The sequence below is a fragment of the Porphyromonas vaginalis genome, from assembly GCF_958301595.1.
GTDB lineage: Bacteria > Bacteroidota > Bacteroidia > Bacteroidales > Porphyromonadaceae > Porphyromonas > Porphyromonas vaginalis.
Genome location: NZ_CATQJU010000001.1, coordinates 1,727,470 through 1,746,750 on the forward strand (window position 1 = coordinate 1,727,470; position 19,281 = coordinate 1,746,750).

Here is a 19,281-nt window from a genome sequence, read left to right on the forward strand (position 1 = left end):
ATATAGGGGCAGGCTTTGGCAAGAAGCTTTGCCCCTTTTTGCTATTTCCCAAAAAGTCAATAGGGACGCAGTAGGGTGGTGCACGACGCTACCTTTGCTTTGATCCCCCACACAGCGTAAGACTATGATTTACTCCATGACAGGATATGGTAGCAGTCAGCTACTCCTAGAGGGTGTCACCTACGAGGTCTCAATCCGCTCCGTCAATAGCAAGCAGCTAGACCTCTCGCTCCGACTCCCCTCCATCCTACGAGACCGAGAGATAGAGCTTCGTGGCATCTTGATCCCCGCACTCTTCAGAGGCAAGGTCGACGTGACCATTCGCACGGCCGATAATTCGCTAGGCACCTCCCCACAGGTACAGATCAATGCGCCTCTCCTCCATGCTTACTACGATCAGATCCATAGTGCCATAGAGGCCGAAGGCATCCCGCAGCCCGAAGACCTGACACGTCTCTTGCTCAGCTACCCAGGCGTCATCGTAGAGCAAGGCGAGACGCCCCTCACCGACGAAGATATGCAGCTACTGAGTCAAGCTATCGGGGAGGCGGTTGATCAGTTCAACGCTTTTAGAGAGCAAGAGGGCGCATCGCTCGAGCGCATCTTTGTGGAGAAGCTAGACCGCATCGCGGCCTTACTCGCAGAGGTCGATCCCTACGAGCAGAGCCGCATCACAGACCTACGGAGCAAGCTCGAGGAGCGATTAGCCCAGCTCACCTCCATACAGTACGACGAGGCTAGGCTAGAGCAGGAACTCATCTACTACATCGAGAAGCTAGACATCAGCGAGGAGAAGAACCGACTCGCCAACCATATCCGCTACTTCCGTGAGGTGCTAGCCCAGACTGGCGATCCCGATCCCTCTAGGGGCAAGAAGCTCGGCTTCATCGCTCAGGAGATGGGACGTGAGATCAACACCCTAGGGTCTAAGAGCAACAACGCCGCCATGCAGCAGCTCGTCGTCCAGATGAAAGACGAGCTAGAGCAGATCAAGGAGCAAGTCCTCAACGTACTATAAACCCTAAGTGCCAAAAGCTATGTCACATCTCATCCTTATCTCTGCCCCCTCAGGCTCTGGCAAAAGCACTGTCATCCAGCAACTCATGCAAGACGAGAGCCTGCGACTCTCCTTCAGCATATCCGCCACGAGCCGTCCGCCGCGAGGAAATGAGCAGCATGGTGTGGAGTACTACTTCTACACGCCCGAGCAGTTCAAGAAGTTGATCGCCGAGGATCGTCTCGTCGAGTATGTGGAGGTCTACCCCGGCAAGTACTACGGCACGCTCCGCAGCGAGGTCGATCGGCTAGCTAGTATGGGGCGCAACATCCTCTTTGACGTCGATGCCGTCGGGGCGATGCGCATCCAAGAGGCTTACAGAGACAAGGTGGTCAGCATCTTCCTCATGCCACCCACCTTTGCGGAGCTACGTCGCCGGCTAGAGTCACGAGGCACCGAGAGCCCCGAGCTAGTCGAGGAGCGCATGCGTCGAGCTTCGTATGAGATCAACTTTGCCGAGCAGTTTGACCACACCGTCGTCAACGACGACCTCAAGCTCTGCGTCTCGCAGGTCGCACAGATCATCCGCGACACGATCAGCAAGTAACTTACTCCACGCTCTACAAGCGAGTGCGCGCAGCGTAAGCCCGCTTTATCGACAAATAGAAGGCTCAGCCGTCCTTCCTGGATAGCTGAGCCTTCTGCCATTCGTATCGACTTGATCTAGTAGCACATACGAGTTCCAAAAATAGTTCCCCTCTTGGAACTTTTTAGTTCCAAGGGAAGAACTCTTCAGTTCCAGCGCAGGAACTTTTTAGTTCCAACGGGGGAACTTTTCAGTTCCAGCGGAGGAACCGTTCAGTCGATGGGTCTGTTTCTCTGCTCCGACTAGTTTTCCAAAAAGTTTCCAGCCTTGGAAAAATAAATTTCCAACGCTGGAAATTTTATTTTCCACCGTTGGAAAGTTCAGTTTCCACCGTTGGAAACTTTAGCCCCCCCGTATGAAACTGGAGTTTCACTCGATGGACCCGAGAGAAAAGGCGGATGAGACGACAAAAAGAGAGGAGACGCCGATGACGACATCTCCTCTCTTTGGGATTTAGTGGGGAGGTGTGATGCTCCTCACTCTGTATGTTGGCATTTACTGCCTAGTTAGTTGCCTTTTACTGTCTAGTTAGTTGGCATTTACTAGATGCGGTGCTATCTTCGTTTGCGGCTTTTATCGCTTGGGGAAGGTGGGCTGCGGATGCGCCTTGACCTCCTCCAGGAGTACGCGTACGGCTGCTTCTAGCTGACTATCGTGTCCCTCGAGGACGCGGTTGTAGTCGAGCGGTACCACGACATCGGGCTCGAGCTGCTTATTCTCGAGGAAGTCTCCCTGCTGGGTGCGATAACCTACGGCGGGGATGCCGAAGAAGAGCAGCGGGTTCTGCATGGTGACCCAGTTGACCGAGGTCATAGTGCCTGGTACTGGCATGCCGACGACCTTGCCCATGCCGAGGGTTTGGTAGACCCATGGAGAGCCGTGTGCATTGGAGTAGTCAGCCTCGCAGACGAGCATGACTGAGGGCTTGGTCCAGCGCTTGCTAGGCATCGTGCAGTAGTCCTGTCCGCGCACCTCTTGCTGCAGATAAGCCTTGCCACCGAAGAAGGTCTCGAGGTCTTCGTGCAGACGACCACCACCGTTGTAGCGGATGTCGATGACGATACCGTCGCATTGGTAGTACTTGCCCATCACCTCGCTATAGACGGTGCGGAACTCGTCATCGCCCATGCTCGGGATGTGTACATAGCCGAGACGACCATTAGAGAGACGCTGCACCTCAGCTTCGCGAGCCTTGACCCAGCGCTTGTAGAGTAGTCCCGAGAGCTTGCCCGAAGAGATCGGACGTACAGCCTCGGTGATTTCCTTTTGCTCCTTATTACTATAGAAGGTGACAGCCGTGAGCGTGCCGGTAGTGCCTGCGAGGAGGTCACGCCAGTCGGTGTGGTGGTCGATGCGTGTACCATTGATCGCAACGATCCGGTCGCCCGGCTGTAGCTTGGTCAGGTAGGTGTCAAAGGGACCTCCCGTAACGATCTCGTCGACGATGATCCCCTCGAGGGGTAGGGAGTACCAGTTGTAGAGTAGCCCTAGGCGTCCCGTAGCTGGCTCGCTAGAGCTCTGTCTGTAGCCTGAGCCTGTGTGCGATACGTTGAGCTCGCCTAGGATCTCGCTGAGCATCTCGGAGAAGTCCTCGTTCGTCGCGATGTGGGGCAGGAACTGGCGGTAGTGGTCGGTCAGCCCCTTCCAGTCTACGCCGTGCATATCTGCGCGGTAGAAGCGTAGACCCTCCTCGCGAACCATAAAGTCGTACATCGCCTCACGCTCAGCGTAGCTGTCTAGCTCCACACGCGCACGGTAGTTGACTGACTCAAACTTCTTTGAGGCGGGCGTAAAGCACTGTACTCGGCCCGAGGATATGACGAAGATCTTATCCCCCTTGGGCGTGGGGCGCATATAGGCACTGCCCGAGAGGTCTAGCTGACGTAGCATGGAGGTATTGCCCTTGCGCAGATCTGTCTGCCAGAGGTTGTACCCGCCCTCAAAGGCTGAGAGGTAGTAGAGGTTCTTGCCATCGGCATCGACATAAGCGTCTGCTAGGTCGCTCGAATTGGGCGTGAGCCGTACGATGCGGTCCTCGATGCCCTGGATCTCGACGACGATCGGCTTGGTCTCGTCCTTCTTCTTGGCACTCTCCTCAGCAGGGACGGGATCAGCGCCATACTGCAGCGTGTCTAGTCCAGCGCGGTCGTAGAGGTCGCGCTCTTCGGGTGTCATGTTAAACTTCTCGTACGCCTTGCGATTGAGGAAGACGAGGAAAGCATCGCTCATCGAGCCCCACGAAGCGTGGTTGCGCATACCATATCGGTCTGAGGTGAAGAGGATGGCATTGCCACCCATAACCCAGCCCGTGAGGTCGCTGAAGTAACCCGTATTGGTCAGGTTGATCACCTCACCTCCGGTCGCTTTTACCAAACCTACGTCACCAAAGGGCGCATGCACATTGGGTGTATATCCGAAGGCTATCCAGCGGCTGTCAGGACTCCACTCGAAGCTAATGTAGCCGTGCATCTCGGGCTGATCCTTGCCACTGGTGACCTGCGTGAGCTTCTTGCTCTCTACATTATAGGTATAGATGCACTTGCGGTCACCGACGAAGGCGATCAGCTTGCCATCGGGTGAGTACTGGGGGAGGGCTTGCTCCATCTTGCACTCGGGCATGAGTGGCTCCTCCTTGATGATGGTAGCAGAGGCGAAGTCTAGCTCCTTGTCCGAAGCGATGGTCGCCTTATAGAGGATATGCTTGCCGTCACGGCGTGAGTCGTAGACGAGCGTCTTGCTGTCGGGACTCCAGGTGACACTCTCCTCGGCGCCGGCACTCTGGGTGATGCGCTTCGTCGTGCCATGCTCGACAGAGGTGACGTAGACATCACCTCGCATGATGAAGGCTAGCTGCTTGCCGTCACTGCTGGGCGTGAAGGAGCTACCTCCACTGCTGGCTGTGCGGCGGTATACTTTGTCCTTAGGACCCTCGGTGCGCAGGGTGATCTGCACCTTTTGCGGGGAGCGTCCCTCGGTCATGGTGTAGAGGTCGCCATCGTAGGCGAAGCAGAGCCGCCCAGAGCGTGAGATGCTGAGGAAGCGCACGGGGTGATTGCGGAAGCTGGTCACCTGCTGAGCGGTCTGCTCGCCGATGCGCTGCTTCCAGACGTTGAGCGAATTGCTTTTACCACGCTCGCTGATGAAGAAGACGGTCTGGTCATCAGGTCCGAAGACGGGTGAGAGGTCTTCGCCAGGCTCTAGTGTGCAGGCTGTGGTGGCTCCACTTTTGGGGTCTACTATATAAATGTCTCGTGTGACGGAGCTGGTGTGGTGCTTGCGCCACTTATTCTCAAAGCCCTTGATGTCTTGCGCTACATAGCGGTCGCCACGATGGCTGAAGGTGACAGCCTCCAGAGGACGAGGGTTGTAGAGCATAGGCGTGCCGCCATCGACAGGGATCATGTAGAGCTGCGAGAGGATGCCCGAAGGATTGAGCGCACTGGTGGCAGGCTGCTGGAGAGATTCGGACATAATGATAAAACGACCGTCGGGTGTGTAGCACTCGACGGTATGGCTATTGCCCGAGTGGTGCGTGATGCGCTTGACATCGCCACCGAGGGCTGACATAGTGTAGATGGAGCGGTGCCCATCACGATTGCTCATGAAGGCGATACGCTTTCCATCGGGACTCCAGGTGGGGTGTGACTCGTACCCATCGGAGCCAGTCAGGAGACGCGCCTCGCCACCGATAGCATCGACAATGTAGATGTCGCCTTGGTAGCAAAAAGCTATCTGATTACCATCAGGAGAGATCTGGGCATAGCGTAGCCAGCGGGGTGTCTCCTGCGCTACAGCCCCCACGAGCCAGGCGGCTGAGAGGGCTAGTAGGAGTAGGAGACGCTTGCAAAGGGAAGTGTTCCTCTTCATAAAACGGGTATTCTTAGGGGTATTTACTTAGACGATAGAAGTTCGGTGGTGCGCTTGATGAACTCTTGTAGGGCAACGCCTCTTAGTTCACCAGCTGAGAGTAGAGCCAGCTCGACGATGTGACGTATCATAGGCTGCTTCTCGGCATACTGGTCGAAGGAGCTTTGCATCTCGCCGTGTAGCTCTTCTTGCTGCTTGTGGAGAGACTCCTTCTTCTCTTGTAGCTCTTTCTTTTGCTCCTCGGTAGGCTCGGTCTGCTCCTTGGCCTCCTTGTCTAGCTCGGTGACTTGCTCTTGGAGCGTAGCGAGCTGAGAGCGCAGAGACGCCAGCTGTGGCTCTAGCTCCTTGCCCTCACCCTCTAGCAGGCTCTTGATGAGCGGGTGGTCGGCATTGAGCACGAGCGAATAGCTGTCGGGGAGTGAGTTGTAGAAGGAAGCTCCAGGCTGATACTGCGACATCTCCTTCATACGGCGCATCCACTCCATACGCGTGACCACTGCCGGCTGAGCCTCCTGACCCATGTTGCGTAGGAAGACCTGATAGTTGGCCTCGCCCATCGGGAGCGCCTTGGCAAAGAGACTACGCATGATCTCAGTCTTATGTGCGGAAGCATCGGTCGTCGTGTCGTCACGCTGGATCAATTGGTCGACCGTGTCGCTGTCTACACGTACGAAGTGCGTGCCCTCCCACTTTTGCTCTAGATGGTTGAGTAGGGGCGTGTCGAGCATGCCGTGCATGTGGAGTACGTTGTACCCCTTAGCCTCGGCAGCCTGTATGTAGCTGTACTGCGCCTCAGGATCGGTAGCGTAGAGGTAGACAAGCTTGTTGTCCTTGTCGGTCTGATTGCTCTTGACCAGCTCACGATACTCCTCGGGCGTGTAGAACTTCCCAGCCACATCCTCTAGTAGGAGTAGTGACTTGAGGGCACGCTCCTCCATCTTCTCATCGGTGAGGATACCATAATGTATGAAGACAGAGAGGTCGGGCCACTTAGCTTCGTAGGTGGGGCGATCATTCTTCATGATCTCCTCCAGCTTGTCAGCCACCTTCTTCGTGATGTAGCTGCTGATCTTCTTGACATTGCTGTCAGACTGTAGGTACGAGCGCGACACATTGAGCGGGATGTCTGGTGAGTCGATCACACCATGGAGCAAGGTCAAGTACATAGGCACGATGCTCTCCACCTCGTCAGTCACAAAGACCTGATTGCAGTAGAGCTTGATCTTGTTGCTCTGCAGATCCACCTTGTTGCTCACCTTGGGGAAGTAGAGTACGCCGGTCAGGGTGAAGGGGTAGTCTACATTAAGGTGTATCCAAAAGAGTGGCTCGTCAGCTCCTGGGTAGAGCTTACGGTAGAACTCACGATAGTCCTCGTCCGTAAGGTCTTGCGGCTTGCGGAGCCAGAGCGGGTTGGTATCGTTGATCACATTGTCCTCGTCGGTGTCCTGCATCTTGCCGTCCTTCCACTCCTGCTTCTTGCCAAAGATGATGGGGATCGGGAGGAAGCGACAATACTTCGTCAGTAGCTCCTCGATGCGTGCCTGCTCGAGGAACTCGCTGCTTTCTTCGTCTAGGTGCATGATGATGTCAGTGCCACGCTCGGTGCGGCTACCCGTACTCATCTCGTAGGCAGGTGAGCCGTCACAGCTCCAGTGGACGGGCTGTGCATCTGGCTGGTAGGAGAGGGTGTCTATCTCGACACGCTCGGAGACCATAAAGGCTGAGTAAAAGCCTAGTCCGAAGTGCCCGATGATATTGCCCGAAGCGTCTTTGTACTTCTCCAGAAAGTCCTCCGCTCCAGAGAAAGCTATCTGATTGATGTAGCGCTCCACCTCGTCGGCAGTCATACCGATACCGTAGTCTCGTATGGTCAGTGTGCGCGCCTCCTTATCTAGTAGGACCTCTACACGGAGGTCCTCAGTGTTGCCCACCTCCGTGCCACGAGCTATCAGCGCGCGTAGCTTGGTCGTCGCATCGACTGCGTTGGATACGATCTCACGAAGGAATATATCATGCTCACTATAGAGAAACTTCTTGATGACGGGGAATATGTTTTCACTCGTAACCCCGATTTGTCCTTTATTACTATTCATAAGCTTGAGTTATTTGTCTGATTTGATTGGTTACCGCTCGTCGCCCTTCTGGCTGGAAGAGGTAAACGAGGGTAGGGCGAAGCCTAGGGTCGCTTCATCACTCTTTGCTTGCGCCTCCTTTTGCGGTGCACGCTTGTCCACCTCCATGAGGAGTTCGCCCTCAGAGACACGCAGACGCACCGTGTCGCCCACATTTGCCTCACCATCGAGGATGAGATCCGTCAGCTTGTCCTCGATCCAGTGACGCAGAGCGCGTCTCAGCGGTCTAGCACCGTACTCTAGGTCAAAGCCCACATCGGCGAGCTTGTCCTTTGCCGAGGGAGTGACCACAAGGTTGTACCCCTGCTCGGAGATACGCGCCATGATAGGACGTAGCTCCACGTCTACGATCTTGCGGATGTCCTCCTTCTCCAGGCTGGCGAAGTAGATCGTCTCATCAAGGCGGTTGAGGAACTCAGGGCTAAAGTGCTTCTTGAGCTGCTTGCTCAGCAAAGCCTCCTGCTCCGTCTGGGTGAGCTGCACCTCCTGACGGAAGCCGACACCAGCGCCAAAGTCCTTGAGCTGGCGCGTACCGATGTTGCTCGTCAGTATGATGACCGTATTCTTAAAGCTCACGTGCGTACCATCGGCAGCGGTGATAAAGCCGTCGTCGAGGATCTGCAGGAGTATATTGTAAACGTCTGGGTGCGCCTTCTCTAGCTCGTCAAAGAGTACGACCGAGTAAGGCTTGCGTCTCACTTGCTCCGTGAGCTGTCCGCCTTCGTCGTAGCCGACGTAGCCAGGGGCTGCGCCCACGAGACGGGAGACGTTGAACGACTCCATATACTCACTCATATCAATACGTATGAGTGCGTCCTCATCGTCAAAGAGTAGCTCGGCAAGCTTCTTAGCTAGATAAGTCTTACCGACACCTGTCGGACCGAGGAAGAGGAAGCTCCCGATGGGTCGCTTGTCACTACCCAAGCCGAGGCGGTTACGCTGTATCGCTTTGACCACCTTGTCGATTGCATCGTCCTGACCGATCACTATATCCTTGAGCGTTTGGCGCATCTGGCGTAGCTTAGCGTGCTCCTCCTGACTGATGTTGGAGATAGGCACCCCGCTCATCATAGAGACCGTCTTGGCGACCGCCTCCTCATCTACAGGTAGATAGATGGCAGCCTCCTGGGCATGAGCTTTCTCGAGCTCCTCGTCCACCTCTTTCTGGACTAAGTCTTCCTGCACTTTGAGGGTCATAGCGGTGTCGTAGTTGCTCTCACGCACTGCCTTGTCACGAGACGCACGGTAGGTACGCAGCTGCTGTCGGAGCGAAGCGACCTTGTCGCTCTCACCCACTTTGCCCTTGAGGTGCATACTCGCTCCCACCTCGTCTAGGACGTCAATAGCCTTGTCGGGGAAGTAGCGGTCGTAGATATATCTATTGGTCAGGCGCACCATAGCGACCAAAGCTTCGTCGCTGTAGCGTACATGGTGAAACTCTTCATATCGTCCTCGTAGCTGGCGCAATATCTCTAGCGTCTCCTCGGGTGTGTTTGGCTCGATCATCACCTTCTGGAAGCGACGCGCCAAGGCTCCATTCTTCTCAATGGTCCTGCGATACTCATCCAGTGTGGTGGCTCCGATCACCTGTATCGTGCCACGCGCCAGAGCAGGCTTGAGCATGTTGGAGGCATCCATACTGCCCTCTGTCGAGCCCGCACCCATCAGCGTGTGGATCTCGTCAAAGAGTAGGATCGTATTGCCCAGCATCTCAGCCTCCTTGAGTAGCGCCTTAAATCGCTCCTCAAAGTCTCCTCTGTAGCGTGTGCCGGCTAGCATCTGTGCCAAGTCTACGCTGTAAAGCACTTTGCCACGAAGCTTGTAGCTCACCTCGTCGCGCGCTAAGAGCTGTGCCAAGCCCTCGGCGACGGCTGTCTTACCGACACCCGCCTCGCCGATCAACACGGGATTGTTCTTCTGTCGGCGACAGAGTATATGTGTGATACGCTCTAGCTCCTTAGCACGACCAATCATCGGGTCTAGCTTGCCATCCTTAGCGAGCTGGTTAAGGTTGGTCGCAAAGGCATCTAGCGCAGGAGTCTTAGAGCGCTTGCTAGACTTGTTAGAAGCTTTCTCCTCCTTGTCTCCCTCATCATCGGCGTTTAGGTCGAAGGGATTACTTCCCGAGTTTTGCGTCACCTTGCGCTGCTCGTGACGTATGATTGCCTTGATATGCTCTTGGATCTCTTCGGGCAGCTCCTCTAGTGGCACAGCGCGCATAGAGTTTTTGTCCGTCTCTCCGTCGGGATTGTTTTGAGAGACGAAGACCTCTACCTGCTTGACAATAGTGTTAGGATCCAGGTCGCTAGTAGGCTTCTTCGTCTGAGGGGTGTCTGAACCTGTTATGGCTGAGTAAAGCCTCTCAAGGGGGGCCTCCCATGCGGCGACATCGAGCTCATCTCGCATCTCCTCTGTCAACGCGTCAGGCATCCCCGCCATAGCGGTGGAGAGGATCGTCTGAAGCATCTGCTCCTCCGCCTCGACACTGGCTATCGCCTGCACCTCGACAGAGGTCGCTTTAGTACTATGCTCTAGGCTGTTCTGTACGTAGCTAGCGAGGATATCCTCCTTAGCAGGACGAGAGGTGATGAATGGCCATGGGTAGATGTCTGGCCGCCCCTCGTGTAGCATATAAGCGATAATACGCGGTGCGTCAATCACTGGGAAGTCATCATGATTGGGGAAGATCTCCCACGCTCCCTCCAGAATGGCCTTGACCTGATCGTGGTAGTAGCTTATGAGCTCCGCACTAGGCATCGTGTACTGACTCTGCTCGATGGTGTCATGGATCTGCTTGTAGTAGCCATTCTTCGCAGGCTCCTCAAAGAGCGTATATTGCAGTTGAGTGAGCGGTATATGCAGAGTGCGCAAGATGAAGGCACTAGGGAAGGTATCTTTACTGCGAGCTAAGTCGATAAAGAGCGATCTAGAAATGTCTAGTTGCTTCCCCGAGCGTAGTCCGATAGCGCAAGCTCTAGAAAAGGCTCTGACCACTAGGTCACTTATTTGGTATGGCGTGAAATTCATGCGTTTGTAGTTATCTCTTGAGAGTGAATTATGTAGTGCTTCGTACCGCTGCAAGGGTACTGGCACTAGGTGATATATGCGGGTGCAAAGCACAGCTAGGCACCCTCGTGCAATAGTCTCGCTGTGTAAAGGTACTCAAAAACTGTACCACGGCAAGGGCTGTGACGATCATCAGCCGTCTCCACGTCCTATATAGACGAAATAGACAGACCAGATAGCCGACAGGACAAATTGACCCAACGGAGACTATTGCAAAAGTCTCCAATGGTGTAGGTAGAGATAGGGTAGGGCAAAAAGAGAGAGACCTACTGAAGCCTCATCTGCATAAGGTCATCCAATAGGTCTCTCTCGTAGTACGCAGGATGAGAGTCGAACTCACACACCATTGCTGGCACTACCCCCTCAAAGTAGCGTGTCTACCAATTCCACCACCTGCGCATACATTATATTATATAGTCTCTTACAGCAACTACTACGCCTAAAGTAATCTTAGGTGCCCAAGACAGGAATCGAACCTGCACAAACTTGCGTTTACTAGTACCTGAAACTAGCGCGTCTACCAGTTCCGCCACTTGGGCTTGTAGCAGTGACTACCTGTGTACATATAACAAACTCTCCATAGTAGCCATGGGGAGTCTATAAAAAGTGCTGTAACCAGGAGATCGCTACCTCCTTAAGACTAAGAATCCTCTTACTCCGTCACACTTGCCGACCATCTTGTCAGGAAGCTGTGACCTCGTATGAGGAATCAGAGCGGTGCGGACGGGACTCGAACCCGTGACCCCCTGCGTGACAGGCAGGTATTCTAACCAGCTGAACTACCGCACCTCGGTTGTTTTGCTCTGCAAAGGTACAAAAAATAATCAACACTGCAATAGCTACAGGCGATTTTTTTTTTGCGAAGCTCCAAATGAATCCCTTCTGATAGGCTCACTAGCCTATGTCTCGAAGGGGAGAGCGACGCTCCTCTGCTCCTTAGCGGTGACAAAGGTACGACAATTTTTGAAACTAACAACTGCCTCCTCGTCAATTTCTGCGCCACAAGTCGCGATCGTGACAAGAGCGCACCTCAGATCCGCGACTTAGACCTCTGTTAAATAGGATCTTATCGATTGATCCTATGGTGATGACGCATCTGTTCTCGTGATAGAAATATTTTATTGGCAGTGATCTTGTCACCTTGAGTAGACCAGGGCTGACGCATTATAATCGCTCTTTCAGGAGCTACACATGAGCGACAACCGAGGCTTGGATGAGCTCATTATATATTATGGCCGTCCGACTACTCGAATTCGACCAACCTACAGTTTCCTTCGTATGAAACTCCAGTTTCTCACCTAGGAAACTCTAGCTTCTCATCCAAGTGGCGCTGATAGTTAGCTCATTTCTGCAGGACGATCTACTCGATGCTCCCTCAACAAGCTTTTACCGGGGAGCAATATTGTATAATGCGTCAGCACAGGCTGGGTAAATTTGACGCTAGGTCGTTACAATAATTTATAGTATACTACATGTCGAAACGGCATAGTGTCGGTGAAAACTGATTTCCACGTGGATATTTTGAAATCCCCACGTGGAGAATAAAAAATTCTTCGGAGGAATGAAATGAAACTTCGGAGGAATGAAATGAAACTTCGGAAGAAATGAATCGCCCCCACGTGGAAAAGAAAAAATATCCACGTGGAGATTTGAGATTCCCCACGTGGATATTCGAGAAAGGAGAGAATCGGACGAATTTCCCTGTAAAGAGATGTAAATAGAGATTAGAGGTTAGAAGTTAGAGGTTAGAGATTAGAGAGCAGGGGTGACACATTATATATATAGTGACCTCATCTATGCCTTGCTTGTCGCTCATGTGTAGCCCCTGACAGAGCGATTATAATACGTCAGCTCTGATTTATATATGAATAGTGCGGTCGTAGTGGTCACTATTTAGTACCTTTGCACAGACTTCAGTTTACTGGGGTGTGATACCTTATATATAAATAGCACAGTTATGACCGATACACGATACATCTTTGTGACAGGAGGCGTGGTCTCCTCGCTTGGTAAGGGCATTGTAGCCGCCAGCCTTGGCAAATTGCTTCAAGCTCGTGGGTACAAGGTTACGATACAGAAGTTTGACCCGTATATAAACATCGACCCGGGTACGCTCAATCCTTACGAGCATGGCGAGTGCTATGTGACGGAAGATGGCCATGAGGCGGATCTAGATCTGGGACACTATGAGCGCTTCCTCAATATCCGTACCTCTCGGGAGAACAACATCACCACGGGACGTATCTATCAGAGCGTGATCAATAAGGAGCGTCACGGGGATTACCTCGGCAAGACGGTACAGGTGATCCCGCATATCACGGACGAGATCAAGCGGAGCGTGCGCCGTCTAGGCATGAAGCATCACTACGACTTTGTCATCACCGAGATAGGTGGTGTGGTCGGAGATATTGAGTCACTGCCCTTCCTGGAGAGTGTACGTCAGCTCAAGTGGGAGCTCAAGAACCATTGCGTCTGCGTTCATCTGACTTATGTCCCCTTTATCGCAGCAGCCAAGGAGTACAAGACGAAGCCTACGCAGCACTCGGTCAAGCAGCTCCAAGAGGAGGGTATACAGCCCGACATCTTGGTGCTTCGTACGGAGCATAAGCTGAGCAATGAGATACTAGATAAGGTGGCACTCTTCTGTAATGTCTCTAAGGAGAGTGTCTTCCAGAGTATCGATATGCCGTCGATCTATGAGATACCGCTACTCCTGCAGGAGCAGGGGCTAGATCGTCAGGTGATTCAGCAGGCTGGTCTAGAGGTGGGCGAGACGCCCAAGCTAGAGGGATGGCGCAACTTCGTTCACCGGATGAAGTCGGCTACCAAGGAGCTACACATAGCTCTCGTGGGTAAGTATGTAGAGCTACAGGATGCCTACAAGTCTATCGATGAGGCGCTACTCCAGAGCTGTGTGTATCATGATCGCAAGCTCAAGCTCACCTCGATACATAGCGAGAGCATCACCAAGGACAATGTGGAGAAGCTCCTGAGTGGCTACGATGGGGTCGTGGTGGCTCCAGGCTTTGGCTCTAGAGGTGTAGAGGGTAAGTTGATCGCCCTAGAGTATACCCGTACGCATCAGATCCCGACGCTCGGCATCTGCCTAGGTATGCAGTGCATGGCGATTGAGTTTGCGCAAAATGTGCTGGGCCTAGAGGACTGTAACACGACCGAGATCAAGCCGACAGCGGCCAATAAGATTATTGATCTGATGGACGAGCAGAAGGCCGTCTCAGACCTAGGAGCCTCTATGCGACTAGGTGCCTATGAGTGCGAACTCAAGGAGGGCTCTAAGCTGGCAGCTGCTTATGGCAAGCTACTCATCTCGGAGAGACATAGACACCGCTATGAGTTCAACAGTCAGTACCGTACAGCCTTTGAGGAGGCTGGCTTTAAGTGCGTAGGTACCAATCCCGAGACAGGTCTCGTTGAGGCGCTCGAGCTAGAGGGACACCCTTGGTACATCGGTGTGCAGTACCACCCAGAGTACAGCAGCACGGTCTTGCAGCCTAGTCCCATCTTTATGGCCTTTATCTCAGCAATTAGCAATCGATAGGGGCGCACATCTCGAGCAGTTTCTTTTACACACGACATACTCTATACTTTAGATGAATAAATCAAACCTCATAGGTATCGTTCTGATCGGCGTGGTCATCGTCGTCTACTCGGTCTTTCTACTTCCTAAGCAGACGCCTGCATCTACTCCTACATCGGCAACTGATACCACTCAGGTCGATACAAATACAGCTGTAGCCACCGCAGAGGAGAGTCAAACGACTCCAGATGTGGCAAAGCCTACCCCTGTTGACTCGCTCTACGCTTTCAGTCAGCTGATGAGTCAGCCGGCTAAGGAGTACACGCTACAAAACGAAAAGCTGTGCGTCACCTTTACCACACAGGGTGCTATGCCTGTCTCCGCTGAGCTGGCAGACTATCAGAGCTACGATAGCACACAGGTGCGACTCTTTGCTCCTGGTGACTTTATGCTCAATCTACCTCTACGGACGAGCCAAAACCAAATCTTAGACACGAAAGATCTGATCTGGCAGGCCAGTCAGCCCAACGACTCAACGCTCTTGATGACGCTGCCGATAGACTCGTCGAGCTATCTGCGCATCATCTACACGATGCCGCATGAGGGCTATATGCTCGGCATGGCTATCGAGGCGCAAGGCTTAGGGTCGCTCTTACATAGCAACAATGCGATGCAAGACCTAGAGATGAGCCTGCGCATACCGCGACAGGAGCGCTCCTGGAAGTTTGAAAATCAGTACTCCACTATATATTATAAGTATCCGGGAGATGATGTAGAGAAGCTCAAGGAGACCAAAAATGAGCCGGAGAAGGATGTCCGCGAGAAGATCCAGTGGGTAGCGATGAAGGACAAGTTCTTTAGCACCGTGCTCATAGGTCTTGGAGATACGCGCCTAGAGGAGAATAAGATGTCCTTCAAGACGGAGCCTAAGGAGACAAACTACATTAAGAACTGCCACTATAAAGGGGCTTTTGCTATGGACATACGTGATGGACGCAAGGCGGACTTTGCGCTCTTCATGGGGCCTCTAGACTACAACATGCTCAAGGCGATGGACGCTGGCGTGGACAAGGCGCAGCGACTAGACCTCAAGCGGATGATCTATGTGGGTGGCTCGCTCTTTAGATGGATCAATGTCACCCTGATTCGTCCGCTGATAGACTTCCTCCAGAGCTTTATCTCCAACTGGGGTATCATCATCCTCTTGCTGACACTCATCATCAAGCTGGTCCTCTCGCCACTCACCTTCAAGAGCTATATGTCGCAAGCTAAGATGCGCGTCTTGAAGCCACAGGTAGAGGCGATCAATGCTAAGTATGCGGGCGATGATCAGCAGATGATGATGAAGCGCAGTCAGGCGACGATGCAGCTCTACCGCAATGCGGGAGCTAGCCCGATGAGTGGCTGCTTGCCGATGTTGCTGCAGATGCCTTTCTTGATAGCACTCTACATGTTCTTCCCGACGGCGATAGACCTTCGTGGGGAGAGCTTCCTCTGGGTCAAGGATCTCTCGACCTATGACCCGATCATCTCGTGGGGCACAGACATACCCTTTATCACGGGTCTGCTCGGTGGTAACCATATCAGTCTCTTCTGCTTGCTATGGGCTGTCACCAATATCATTTACTCCCGCTACACGATGAGCATGTCGGGCGGAGCTAGTGGTTCACAAATGAAGATGATGCGCTTTATGCCTTACATGATGACGATCATGTTCTTCATCTTCTTCAATAGCAATGCCGCTGGTCTGACCTACTACTACTTTATCTCTACGCTGATCACGATCCTGCAGTTTGTTGCTAGCCGACTCCTGATCAATGAGGATAAGGTGCTGGCACGTCTCGAGGAGAACCAAAGGAAGCCCAAGAAGAAGAAAGGCTTTATGGCGCGTCTCGAGCAGATGCAGAAGGAGCAAGAGAAGCTCATGCGTGAGCAAAACAAGAAGCGTCGCTAACTAAGATATAACCCTCGGCGGATCTATGGAACCTCTCAAGCACGAGTGCGGGATAGCACTCATACGACTACGCAAACCACTAGAGTACTACGCAGAGCACTACGGTACGACCCTCTATGGGCTGAACAAGCTCTACCTCCTGATGGAGAAGCAGCACAACCGTGGGCAAGATGGCGCTGGACTGGCTGTGGTCAAGACACAGGCACCTCCAGGTGACGAGTATATCTATCGAGAGAGAGCTCTCGGCAGTAACGCTATTACGGAGATCTTCAAGACGGTACATGAGACTATAGCCATGGCTCACGATGGTACGACGCCTACCGTAGAGGAAGCGACGCAAGCTGAGCGTTATACGCCTTTCCTGGGCGATTGCTATATGGGGCATCTACGTTATAGCACGACAGATTTGGCGGGCTTGACCTTCGTACACCCGATGATACGCCGTAGCAACTGGAGAGCGAAGTCTCTGGCGGTGTGTGGTAACTTCAACCTGACTAATGTGTCGGGTATCTTTGACGAGATCACAGCCATCGGTCAGCACCCTCGTACCTCTAGTGACACACATATTATATTAGACCAAGTAGGTCACCGCCTAGATCGTGAGGTGGAGCGTCTCTACAAGATCGCTCACGAGGAGCAGGGGCTAGAGGGGATGGATATAACGCACTTCATCGAGGACAATCTTGATCTGACCAACGTGCTGCATCGTACCAGTCCTATTTGGGACGGGGGCTTTGTGATGTGCGGTATGACGGGGTCGGGAGATTCCTTCGTCTTGAGAGATCGCAACGGCATCCGCCCCGCATTCTACTACATCGATGACGAGATCATCGTCGTAGCTAGCGAGCGTCCTGTGATCCAGACGGTGATGAATGTGACCTACGACAAGGTCCTCGAGCTAAACCCTGGCGAGGCACTCACCATAGATAACAAAGCTAATCCGAGTATCACGCAGATCCTGGAGCCTGGCGAACTGAAAGCTTGCTCCTTCGAGCGTATCTACTTCTCTCGTGGTAGTGATCGAGACATCTATCGTGAGCGTAAGATGCTAGGGCAACTCCTCACGCCAGCTATCCTCAGAGAGATAGACGGCGACTTGACCCACTCGGTCTTCTCCTTTATTCCAAACACCGCCGAGGTCGCTTACTTCGGTATGCTGGAGGGACTAAACCTAGAGCTTAACAAGCGCAAGGCGGAGCAGATCGAGCAAGCGTTGGGAGCTCCCGACTTTGACGAGCAACTAAAGCATATCCTTTCGCAGCGCATACGTAGTGAGAAGGTCGCCATCAAGGATATCAAGCTACGCACCTTTATCTCCGAAGGCAATACGCGTAACGACCTAGCGACGCACGTCTACGACGTCACCTACGGCTCCATCGAGCGTGGCGTGGACAACCTCGTGGTCATCGACGATAGTATCGTACGAGGCACCACGATACGCCAGAGCATCCTCACGATCCTAGATCGCTTAGGACCGCGCAAGATAGTCTTCGTCTCCAGTGCTCCTCAGATCCGCTATCCCGACTACTACGGCATCGATATGCGTCACGTGGACGAGTTCATAGCCTTTAGAGCTATGATCGCACTTCTTCAGGAGCGAGGCCAGCAGCGTATGCTTGACGAGGCATACCGTGAGGCGATCGCGCTCAGAGAGCGTCCGCTCACGGAGTACGTACCCAACGTGATTAAGACCCTCTACGCACCCTTTACGGAGGAAGAGATCTCTGCCAAGATCGCTGAGCTTGTTAAGTCTGACGGCATCAAGGCTGAGGTTAGCATTGTCTACCAGACAGTAGAGGCTCTACACGAGGCTATCCCACATCATCCAGGCGACTGGTACTTTACGGGCGACTATCCTACGCCTGGCGGGTCCCATCTCGTCAACGATGCTTTCATCGCTTACTACGAGCAGCAGTACAATCGCAAATAGACATAGACGCTCTTTTCAACTAATAATCATGCAAACATCCACACAGCGCAAAGCTACGCTCACGCTACAAGACGGATCTACCTACACAGGCTGGCACTTCGGTGCGACCAGACAGTTGGCCGGGGAGGTAGTCTTTAATACAGCCATGAATGGTTACACCGAGTCGCTCACCGACCCCAGCTATATGGGTCAGATCTTGGTGATGACCTATCCGATGGTGGGCAATTACGGTGTCCCCGCTGCCACTCGAGATGAGTACGACATCCCCAGATACTACGAGAGTGACGGCTGTCTCATGCGTGCCCTGATAGTCAATAGCTACTCGCCTGAGTACTCACACTGGAATGCGGAGCAGTCCTTAGGAGACTTTATGGCAGAGCAAGGCGTCGTGGGGATTACGGGCATCGATACACGAGCTCTGACCAAGCACCTGCGTGACCACGGCATTCAGGTCGGCACGATAACCATCGAGGGCGAAACCTCTCCCATAGAGCCCTCCATCGGAGACCAAAACTTAGTTGCTCAAGCCTCTTGCCCCGAGCCGCGCATCTACGGATCGGGCGATTGTCATATAGCTTTGATCGACTGTGGACTCAAGGACAACATCCTGCGCTCGCTCATCGATGAGCGCTTCACCCTCCACCGCGTCCCCTGGGACTATCCTTTGGAGCAGATCGAGGGGCTGCGTGGCGTCTTCATCAGCAATGGTCCTGGTTCGCCGACTTGCTGCAAGGAGACGATAAGACAGATACAGTATGCTTTCGAGCGTCAGCTCCCCACTTACGGCATCTGCATGGGCAATCAGCTTATGGCGCTCGCCTCTGGTGCTAAGATCTATAAGATGAAGTACGGCAATCACGGACACAACCAACCTGTCCAGTTGGTCGGCTCGACTCAGTGCCTTATCACCAGTCAGAACCATAGCTACGCTGTCAACTCAGCGACACTCCCTCAGGGATGGGAAGAGTGGTACACCAACCTCAACGATGGCACCAACGAGGGGCTCATGCACACCGACCTGCCATTTCGCTCGGTACAGTTCCACCCAGAGGCAAAGGGCGGTCCACTAGATGCGCTCAGCTTCTTCACTGACTTTCAGGACACCGTCCTGAACTACCCACAATTGTCGAAATAACCCATCAAGCTCGACC

Annotated in this window: 9 protein-coding genes and 3 tRNA genes; 6 read left to right on the forward strand and 6 right to left on the reverse strand. The window is 53.4% G+C overall.

Annotated elements, in window-relative coordinates; translation table 11 throughout:
* Window positions 1-124 precede the first annotated feature (124 nt).
* Entirely contained in the window at window positions 125-1,018 is an 894-nt protein-coding gene (locus tag Q2J34_RS06695) for a YicC/YloC family endoribonuclease (protein WP_300969615.1), read from the forward strand.
* Between the two features lie 19 nt (window positions 1,019-1,037).
* The gene (gene gmk, locus Q2J34_RS06700) at window positions 1,038-1,604 is read left to right on the forward strand and encodes a guanylate kinase (RefSeq protein WP_298887572.1); all 567 of its coding nucleotides are present in this window, start codon (window positions 1,038-1,040) and stop codon (window positions 1,602-1,604) included.
* Window positions 1,605-2,216: 612 nt separating this feature from the next.
* Here the strand turns inward: gmk and Q2J34_RS06705 are convergent.
* The 6 genes from Q2J34_RS06705 to Q2J34_RS06730 form a co-directional block, all read right to left on the reverse strand.
* Complete coding sequence (locus tag Q2J34_RS06705) at window positions 2,217-5,510, reverse strand: S41 family peptidase (RefSeq protein WP_300969617.1); 3,294 nt, start codon at window positions 5,508-5,510, stop codon at window positions 2,217-2,219.
* A gap of 23 nt (window positions 5,511-5,533) precedes the next feature.
* A complete protein-coding gene (htpG, locus tag Q2J34_RS06710) occupies window positions 5,534-7,603 on the reverse strand; it encodes a molecular chaperone HtpG (protein WP_300969618.1) in 2,070 nt (689 codons plus the stop codon).
* Window positions 7,604-7,633: 30 nt separating this feature from the next.
* A complete protein-coding gene (locus Q2J34_RS06715) occupies window positions 7,634-10,669 on the reverse strand; it encodes an ATP-dependent Clp protease ATP-binding subunit (protein WP_300969619.1) in 3,036 nt (1,011 codons plus the stop codon).
* Window positions 10,670-11,023: 354 nt separating this feature from the next.
* Window positions 11,024-11,107, reverse strand: a tRNA-Leu gene (locus Q2J34_RS06720).
* A gap of 56 nt (window positions 11,108-11,163) precedes the next feature.
* A tRNA-Leu gene (locus Q2J34_RS06725) sits at window positions 11,164-11,247 on the reverse strand.
* A gap of 176 nt (window positions 11,248-11,423) precedes the next feature.
* Window positions 11,424-11,497 (reverse strand) — tRNA-Asp (locus tag Q2J34_RS06730).
* A 1,168-nt stretch (window positions 11,498-12,665) separates the two neighbouring features.
* Between Q2J34_RS06730 and Q2J34_RS06735 the strand changes: the two genes are divergently transcribed.
* From Q2J34_RS06735 to carA, 4 genes are read left to right on the forward strand one after another with little or no spacing between them, the layout of a single operon-like run.
* Complete coding sequence (locus Q2J34_RS06735) at window positions 12,666-14,267, forward strand: CTP synthase (protein ID WP_300969620.1); 1,602 nt, start codon at window positions 12,666-12,668, stop codon at window positions 14,265-14,267.
* 52 nt (window positions 14,268-14,319) lie between these two features.
* Window positions 14,320-16,200, forward strand: coding sequence for a membrane protein insertase YidC (gene yidC / locus Q2J34_RS06740; RefSeq protein WP_298886287.1), 1,881 nt, complete (start codon window positions 14,320-14,322; stop codon window positions 16,198-16,200).
* 25 nt (window positions 16,201-16,225) lie between these two features.
* Window positions 16,226-18,130: an amidophosphoribosyltransferase gene (locus Q2J34_RS06745; RefSeq protein WP_298886290.1), complete on the forward strand. Its 1,905-nt coding sequence runs from the start codon at window positions 16,226-16,228 to the stop codon at window positions 18,128-18,130.
* Between the two features lie 28 nt (window positions 18,131-18,158).
* Window positions 18,159-19,265: a glutamine-hydrolyzing carbamoyl-phosphate synthase small subunit gene (gene carA / locus Q2J34_RS06750; protein ID WP_298886293.1), complete on the forward strand. Its 1,107-nt coding sequence runs from the start codon at window positions 18,159-18,161 to the stop codon at window positions 19,263-19,265.
* Window positions 19,266-19,281: the final 16 nt, after the last annotated feature.

Bases quoted from the DNA above. Each gene is read 5' to 3' on its own strand.
- Q2J34_RS06715 (WP_300969619.1), bottom strand. From the start codon at position 10,669: ATGAATTTCACGCCATACCAAATAAGTGACCTAGTGGTCAGAGCCTTT.
- Q2J34_RS06695 (WP_300969615.1), top strand. From the start codon at position 125: ATGATTTACTCCATGACAGGATATGGTAGCAGTCAGCTACTCCTAGAG.
- Q2J34_RS06735 (WP_300969620.1), top strand. From the start codon at position 12,666: ATGACCGATACACGATACATCTTTGTGACAGGAGGCGTGGTCTCCTCG.
- Q2J34_RS06705 (WP_300969617.1), bottom strand. From the start codon at position 5,510: ATGAAGAGGAACACTTCCCTTTGCAAGCGTCTCCTACTCCTACTAGCC.
- carA (WP_298886293.1), top strand. From the start codon at position 18,159: ATGCAAACATCCACACAGCGCAAAGCTACGCTCACGCTACAAGACGGA.
- htpG (WP_300969618.1), bottom strand. From the start codon at position 7,603: ATGAATAGTAATAAAGGACAAATCGGGGTTACGAGTGAAAACATATTC.
- gmk (WP_298887572.1), top strand. From the start codon at position 1,038: ATGTCACATCTCATCCTTATCTCTGCCCCCTCAGGCTCTGGCAAAAGC.
- yidC (WP_298886287.1), top strand. From the start codon at position 14,320: ATGAATAAATCAAACCTCATAGGTATCGTTCTGATCGGCGTGGTCATC.
- Q2J34_RS06745 (WP_298886290.1), top strand. From the start codon at position 16,226: ATGGAACCTCTCAAGCACGAGTGCGGGATAGCACTCATACGACTACGC.